The sequence below is a fragment of the Micrococcales bacterium genome, assembly GCA_009784895.1.
In the GTDB taxonomy this organism is placed as follows: domain Bacteria; phylum Actinomycetota; class Actinomycetes; order Actinomycetales; family WQXJ01; genus WQXJ01.
The window spans coordinates 1-6,378 of record WQXJ01000075.1; the positions used below are offsets into that span (position 1 = coordinate 1).

General features: G+C 61.7%; 4 protein-coding genes. 2 read left to right on the top strand and 2 right to left on the bottom strand.

The window, feature by feature from the left end; genetic code table 11:
* Window positions 1-1,420: DEAD/DEAH box helicase (locus tag FWD29_09570; protein MCL2804178.1), on the top strand; the 1,420-nt coding region annotated here is incomplete at its 5' end.
* A gap of 25 nt (window positions 1,421-1,445) precedes the next feature.
* Here FWD29_09570 and FWD29_09575 read toward each other — a convergent pair.
* Together FWD29_09575 and FWD29_09580 are read right to left on the bottom strand one after the other, a co-directional pair.
* Entirely contained in the window at window positions 1,446-2,462 is a 1,017-nt protein-coding gene (locus tag FWD29_09575; GenBank protein ID MCL2804179.1) for a transmembrane domain-containing protein, read from the bottom strand.
* A 138-nt stretch (window positions 2,463-2,600) separates the two neighbouring features.
* Window positions 2,601-3,959: a hypothetical protein gene (locus FWD29_09580; protein ID MCL2804180.1), complete on the bottom strand. Its 1,359-nt coding sequence runs from the start codon at window positions 3,957-3,959 to the stop codon at window positions 2,601-2,603.
* A gap of 274 nt (window positions 3,960-4,233) precedes the next feature.
* On the opposite strand from FWD29_09580, the gene FWD29_09585 reads away from it, so the two are divergent.
* Window positions 4,234-6,378 (top strand): AAA family ATPase (locus tag FWD29_09585; protein ID MCL2804181.1); only part of this gene is annotated, 2,145 nt, incomplete at its 3' end.

Here is a 6,378-nt window from a genome sequence, read left to right on the forward strand (position 1 = left end):
TCTGGCCGTGCCGAAGACACTGACAGCCACACTAAGGCCCTACCAACACCAGGCATATGAGTGGCTGATGTTCTTGTACAAGTATCAGCTGGGCGGTGTACTAGCGGACGATATGGGTTTGGGTAAGACGGTCGAATCCCTGGCCATGGTGGCCGGAGCCCGGCAAGACCAGCCCAAGGCGCCGCCTTTTTTGGTGGTGGCGCCCAGCTCGGTGGTATCAAACTGGGCGGGGGAGGCGGCCCGGTTTGTGCCCAGTTTGAAGGTTGGGCTGGCCGCCCGGACCGAGTCCAAGGCCAATACAACTCTGGCCCATTTGCATGGGGATAGCGACCTGATAGTCACTTCTTACGCCGTTTTCCGCCTCGACAATCCGGCCTTTTCTGCCCTGGACTGGTCTGGTTTGATTCTGGACGAGGCCCAGTTCGCCAAGAATCACACCACCAAAGCCAACCAGCAGGCCAGAGCCCTGAAGACGCCTTTCAAATTGGCCGTCACCGGTACGCCAATGGAGAACTCGTTGAACGAGTTATGGGCCGTGTTTTCGATTGTGGCGCCTGGCCTGTTGGGCAGCGCCCGGCAGTTCAAGCAGATCTACGCCGACCCGATTGCCGCCGGGGATGAAAACAATCAGGCCCTGGAACGGCTGCGCCAGCGCCTTAGGCCCTTGATGCTGCGGCGCAACAAGGAGCTGGTCGCTCCGGAACTGCCCCCACGGATGGAACAGGTCTTGCAGGTCGAACTGGAGGACCGGCATCGGGCAATTTACGACACCCACCTGCAAAGAGAGCGTCAACGCATGCTTGGCCTACTGGAGGACTTCAAGGCCAATCGGTTTGCCGTCTTGCGCTCTTTGACCCTGCTGCGGCGCCTGGCGCTGGATGCCTCACTGGTCGACCCGAAGGCCAAAACGGCCCCGTCTTCGAAGCTGAACGTGTTGATGGAACAGCTCGACGATGTGGTTGGATCCGGCCATCGCGCACTGGTCTTCTCCCAGTTCACCACCTACCTGACCATAATTGCCGAACGCCTGGGTAGCCAAGGGATCGACTATGCCTACCTGGACGGGTCAACTGTCAACCGGGCCAAGGTGATCGACGGATTCAAACTGGGCACAGCGCCGGTTTTTCTGATCTCGCTCAAAGCCGGCGGTTTTGGCCTGAATCTAACCGAGGCCGACTACGTCTTCCTGATGGACCCTTGGTGGAATCCAGCCACCGAAGCCCAGGCGGTCGACCGGACCCATCGCATTGGACAGGACCGGGCAGTGATGGTGTTCCGCCTAGTCTCCAAGGACACAATCGAAGACAAGGTCATGGCCCTGAAAGAGCGCAAAGCCGCCTTGTTTGATGCCATCATGCAGGCTGACGGCACTTTCTCGGCCGCCCTATCTGAGGCCGATGTGCGCGCGTTGCTCGACTAGCAGCGCCTGAAGGGCCCAGCGGCGGTTATGGCTGTGGGGGTGGCTCTGCCGGCTTGCCCGGTGGCGGTGCAAACCGGTCGGCACTAGCTGCCGGTGACCCGGCCGCCTTTGGATCCGGGGGAGGTGGATCCGGCGGCTTAGGATCCGGGATTAGCTGCTGTAACGCCGCCGGCGGCTCAACTGGCGGTTTGTCCGATGGCGGCGCAAACCGGTCGGAACCAGCTGGTGGAGGGCCGTCTTGAGGCAATGGTGTGTCAGCTAACGGTGGCGGTGGGCTGGGCACCGGGATGGCGTCGCTGGCGGCGGCCTTGGCTGCCCTTTTCTTCTGGCCGCGCCGGCGCAGCAGCAGGAGCACAAACGCCACCGCCACTATCAGCGCCAACCCGCCGCCAACGGAAATGGCGATAATCGCCCAGGGCAGTCCAGACTCCTTGGCCACGGCGCTGATTTGGGTGACTTCACCTAGTTTTATGTCCCAGCTGACCATGTTGCCGTTGGCTTTACCATTGGCGGCTGTGACCGGCCCGGGGAAGGTGAAGGTGACGGAAATAGTGGCTTCTTCGCCTCCAGTGATGTCTTCGCCCGGCAGCGCCTCACCGGCGCCCAGGAAATCTTCGATCGTGGGCAGGTCGACCACGCCCTGAAGTTTGAACTGCTTGTCGGCGTGGGTTATTTGCAGGTCAATGCCACCGGGCCCGCCGGTCAGGTTCTTGATATTGAGGTCCGTCATGGTCAGCTTTGACCCGGTGTACCCTTCGTCCGAAATGGCCTCGGTTAGGGCCTTTGGGTCGAATAGCGCCAACTCGCTGGCGGTTTGCTGCTGAACCTGTTCCTTGATTTGCCCAATCGGCTGGCCGGACTTTTCCGCAATGTAGTCCAAAGCCTGGTCAGAAAAGGCCACTGTGATGGTGGCACTGACTGTGTCGTCTTTGGTGACGGTAAAATCGGCGGTTGCCCTGACGCATCCGCCAAGGGCAAGCAGGGTAACCAGAGCGCTGGCCAGGACCAGGGGTCGAAGAGGTGACCGGGCAAAAAAGGGCATGTCCCAGTCTCCCACAGACGAATCTGCCCAAAAAGGTGCCAAAGGTGCAGCTGGCTCCGGTGTTGAACAGACACTAAAGGCCCGCCAGGGCTGCCCCGTGAGGCACGGCCCTGGCGGGCCCCTAGGTCAAGTCCGCTTTTACTGCCCAGCTGGTGGCCCGGCGGCAGGTGGTGCCGCTGGTGGCGGCGGGAACTGCTGTTGAGTCGGGTCAACTGGTGGCGGCGGGAACTGCTGAGCCGGGTCAACCGGTGGTGCCGCTGGCGGCGGGAACTGCTGAGCCGGGTCAACCGGTGGTGCCGGTGGCGGCGGGAACTGCTGAGCCGGATCGACCGGTGGTGCCACTGGTGGCGGCGGGAACTGCTGAGCCGGATCGACCGGTGGCGCCGCTGGCGGTGGCGGGAACTGCTGGGTCGGGTCAACCGGCGCTGCCGGCGGCGGTGCGAATTGTTGCGTCGGATCGACCGGTGGCGCCGCTGGCGGTGGCGGGAACTGCTGGGTCGGGTCAACCGGCGGCGTGGCTTCCGGCGCTGCCTGCGGCCAACTTGGTGCGGCCGATGGCGCCGGGTACTGCTGGGTCGGGTCGACCTGGCCGTAGGGCGCAGCCGGGGGTGCGCCTGGCACGCTGGGCGGGGCGTAAGCGGCGGGATCGGACTCGGCCTTCTTCTGCTTTTTCTTCAGCAGCATGGCGATCACCAGTGCGATCACAGCCAGCAGGACAATGGCGCCGGCAATGATGCCTATCAGCAGCGGGGTTGATAAACCGGAGTCATCTTTGGCTGCACTGGTTGTTGACTCCTCGGCGCCATCGCGCGCTTCTTTAGTCGGCTCAGGTGCAGCGCCCGGGGCTTCACCGCCGCCCCCGCCAGTGGCTTGGGCTTCTGCGGCGAAGTCAATAACATCGCCCATTCCGCCTTGGAAGGTCACAGAGTTGCCGTTGATCTGGCCATTGGAGGAGATCACCGGCCCGGGGAAGGTGAATGTCAGGGTGAAGGAAATGTCTTCGAACGAAGCTGCCAATTCCGGCGATTGGGCTCGCAGTTGGTCCATCGTCGAGGAGAAGTCAGAATCAGACATGTCGAGCTTGCCAGACATAACAAACTTGTCGCCCTGGCGCACAATCGACAACGAATCTGGGTCGCCACCGTCATTCATTTCATCCAGGGATTGGCCCTTCATGGTGATTTTTGAACCGGTGTAGCCGTCTTGCGAATACGGCTCGACTTCGGTGTTGTCTGCCATGCTGCCGGTGAACCCTCCGGCCATTTGCTCAGGGTCCATCTGGGACAACAGATCGTCGGTGGTTGTACCAGACATTGCCGCCATTTGTTCCAGGGCATCGTCCGAGTAGGCCATGATAATGGTCCCGTCGACGGTGTCGTCGGCTTTGATGTCGAAATTGGCTTCCATCTTCATGCAGCCAGTCAGTACAAATGCGGCCAGGCCGAACAGGCCAATCACTGCCGCCGGTCGCCACTTGGGCAGGACTCGGAGTTTCATGACATGTAAGTTTGCCACCATCTGCCGGTCAGTCAAATCCCAGGCTGAAGGCAGCCGGCTGGTCAACCCGGAGGCAGCAGGCAGGTCTGACCCGAAACCGGCTGCCGCCTAAGTTCGCATCCCAGTGGCAACGATGGTCGAGGCGGAGAATCCACGAGGTAGCCCCGGGACCGGGCAGGCGTTACCTTTCCGGTTCGAACGCGGGCACTACTACGGCCAAACTTGAGCGTGGTAGACTCAACTTTGGCAAAAACCGGCATTAGGGAGGTCAAACATGGACACCTCGAACTTCACCAGCAAGACCCAGCTGGCACTGGCTGATGCCATTAGCCAGGCCAAAGCTGCCGGCAACCCTGAGCTCGATCCGCTGCACGTGCTCAATGCCCTGCTGGGCGACCAGCAAGGTCTGGCTCCTAAGCTACTTGAGGCCGCCAGTGCCAGCATCCCGGCGATTGGCGGCGACGTCAGGCGGGCTCTGACCCAGCTGCCCTCTGCCACCTCCGGTGCCGCCACGCCACCGACTGCCTCAAGCGCCGTCATCGGACTACTCGAAAAGGCTGGCGAGCTGGCCAAAGAACAGGGCGACCAATACATCTCAACCGACATTTTGACCTTGGCCTTATCGGATTCGCCGGGTCCAGCTGGTCAGGCGTTGCGCCAGCACGGCGCCACCCTCGAGGCCCTGACCCAGGCCTTGCAGCAGATCAGAGGCGGCCAACAGGTAACCTCACCCAACCCGGAGGGCACCTTCGATGCGCTTGGCCAATATGGTATTGACCTGACCGAACAGGCCAGTAACGGCAAGCTCGACCCGGTGGTTGGACGCGATCAAGAAATCCGCCGCGTCGTCCAGGTCTTGGCGCGGCGGACGAAAAACAATCCGGTGCTGATTGGTGAACCTGGTGTCGGCAAGACGGCCGTGGTCGAAGGCCTGGCTCAGCGCATCGTAGCTGGTGACGTACCTGAATCGCTTCGAGGTAAGCATCTGATTGCCCTCGACCTGGCCTCAATGGTGGCTGGGGCAAAGTATCGGGGCGAATTCGAAGAACGCCTCAAAGCCGTGCTGGAGGAGATCAAGAACTCCGACGGCCAAGTCATCACCTTCATTGATGAACTGCACACCGTGGTGGGCGCCGGCGCAGCAGAAGGTTCAATGGACGCTGGCAATATGCTCAAACCAATGTTGGCCCGCGGCGAACTGCGCCTAGTTGGTGCCACCACGCTGGACGAATACCGTGAACGGGTCGAAAAGGACCCGGCCTTGGAGCGCCGTTTTCAGCAGGTTTATGTCGGTGAACCCACCGTTGAGGACACTGTCGCCATCTTGCGTGGCATTGCGCCGCGTTACGAGGCCCACCACAAGGTGACCATTTCTGATTCGGCTTTGGTGGCGGCCGCGACCTTGTCAGACCGCTACATTTCCGGGCGTCAACTACCCGACAAAGCCATTGACCTGATCGACGAGGCGGCTTCGCGGCTGCGCATGGAGCTCGACTCCTCGCCGGTGGAAATAGACCAGCTGCAGCGCCAAGTCGACCGGTTGAAGATGGAGGAGCTGCAATTGGCCAAGGCCGATGACGAAGCCTCACTTGAGCGGCTAACTCGCCTGAGGCAGGATTTGGCCAATCAGAGCGAAGAGCTCGACACCCTCAAGGCCAGGTGGGAAAAGGAAAAGGCTGGTCACAACCGGGTCGGTGATCTCAAAGCCCGGCTGGACGAGCTCAGCTCCCAGGCCGATAGGGCTCAACGCGAAGGCGATCTGGCGACCGCCTCGCGCCTCTTGTATGGCGAGATTCCGGCCCTGGAACGTGACCTGGATGAGGTTCAAAGCGCCGAGGCCCAGGCCGGACAAGCCGGCCCAGTCGCCGCGGCGGCTGGCGAACCGATGATCGCGGACAAAGTTGGACCGGACCAGATTGCCGGGGTAATCGCGGCCTGGACCGGGATCCCGGCTGGTCGGCTACTTCAAGGTGAGACGGCCAAGCTGCTGCGTATGGAGGAGCAACTGGGCCAGCGCATTATTGGTCAAAGCCGGGCTGTGGCAGCGGTGGCCGACGCGGTCCGCCGAGCCCGGGCTGGAGTGGCCGATACAGACCGACCGACCGGCTCATTCATGTTCCTTGGCCCCACCGGAGTGGGCAAAACCGAGCTGGCCAAAGCTTTGGCCGATTTCCTCTTCGATGACGAGCGAGCCATTGTCCGGATCGACATGTCGGAGTACTCCGAAAAACACTCGGTCGCCCGGCTGGTCGGGGCGCCGCCTGGTTATGTCGGCTACGAGGAGGGTGGCCAGCTGACCGAGGCGGTGCGGCGCCGGCCTTATTCGGTTGTTCTACTGGACGAGGTCGAAAAGGCTCATCCAGAAGTCTTCGACATTCTGCTACAGGTTTTGGATGACGGGCGTCTAACCGATGGCCAA

Bases quoted from the DNA above. Each gene is read 5' to 3' on its own strand.
- FWD29_09580 (MCL2804180.1), bottom strand. From the start codon at position 3,959: ATGAAACTCCGAGTCCTGCCCAAGTGGCGACCGGCGGCAGTGATTGGC.
- FWD29_09575 (MCL2804179.1), bottom strand. From the start codon at position 2,462: ATGCCCTTTTTTGCCCGGTCACCTCTTCGACCCCTGGTCCTGGCCAGC.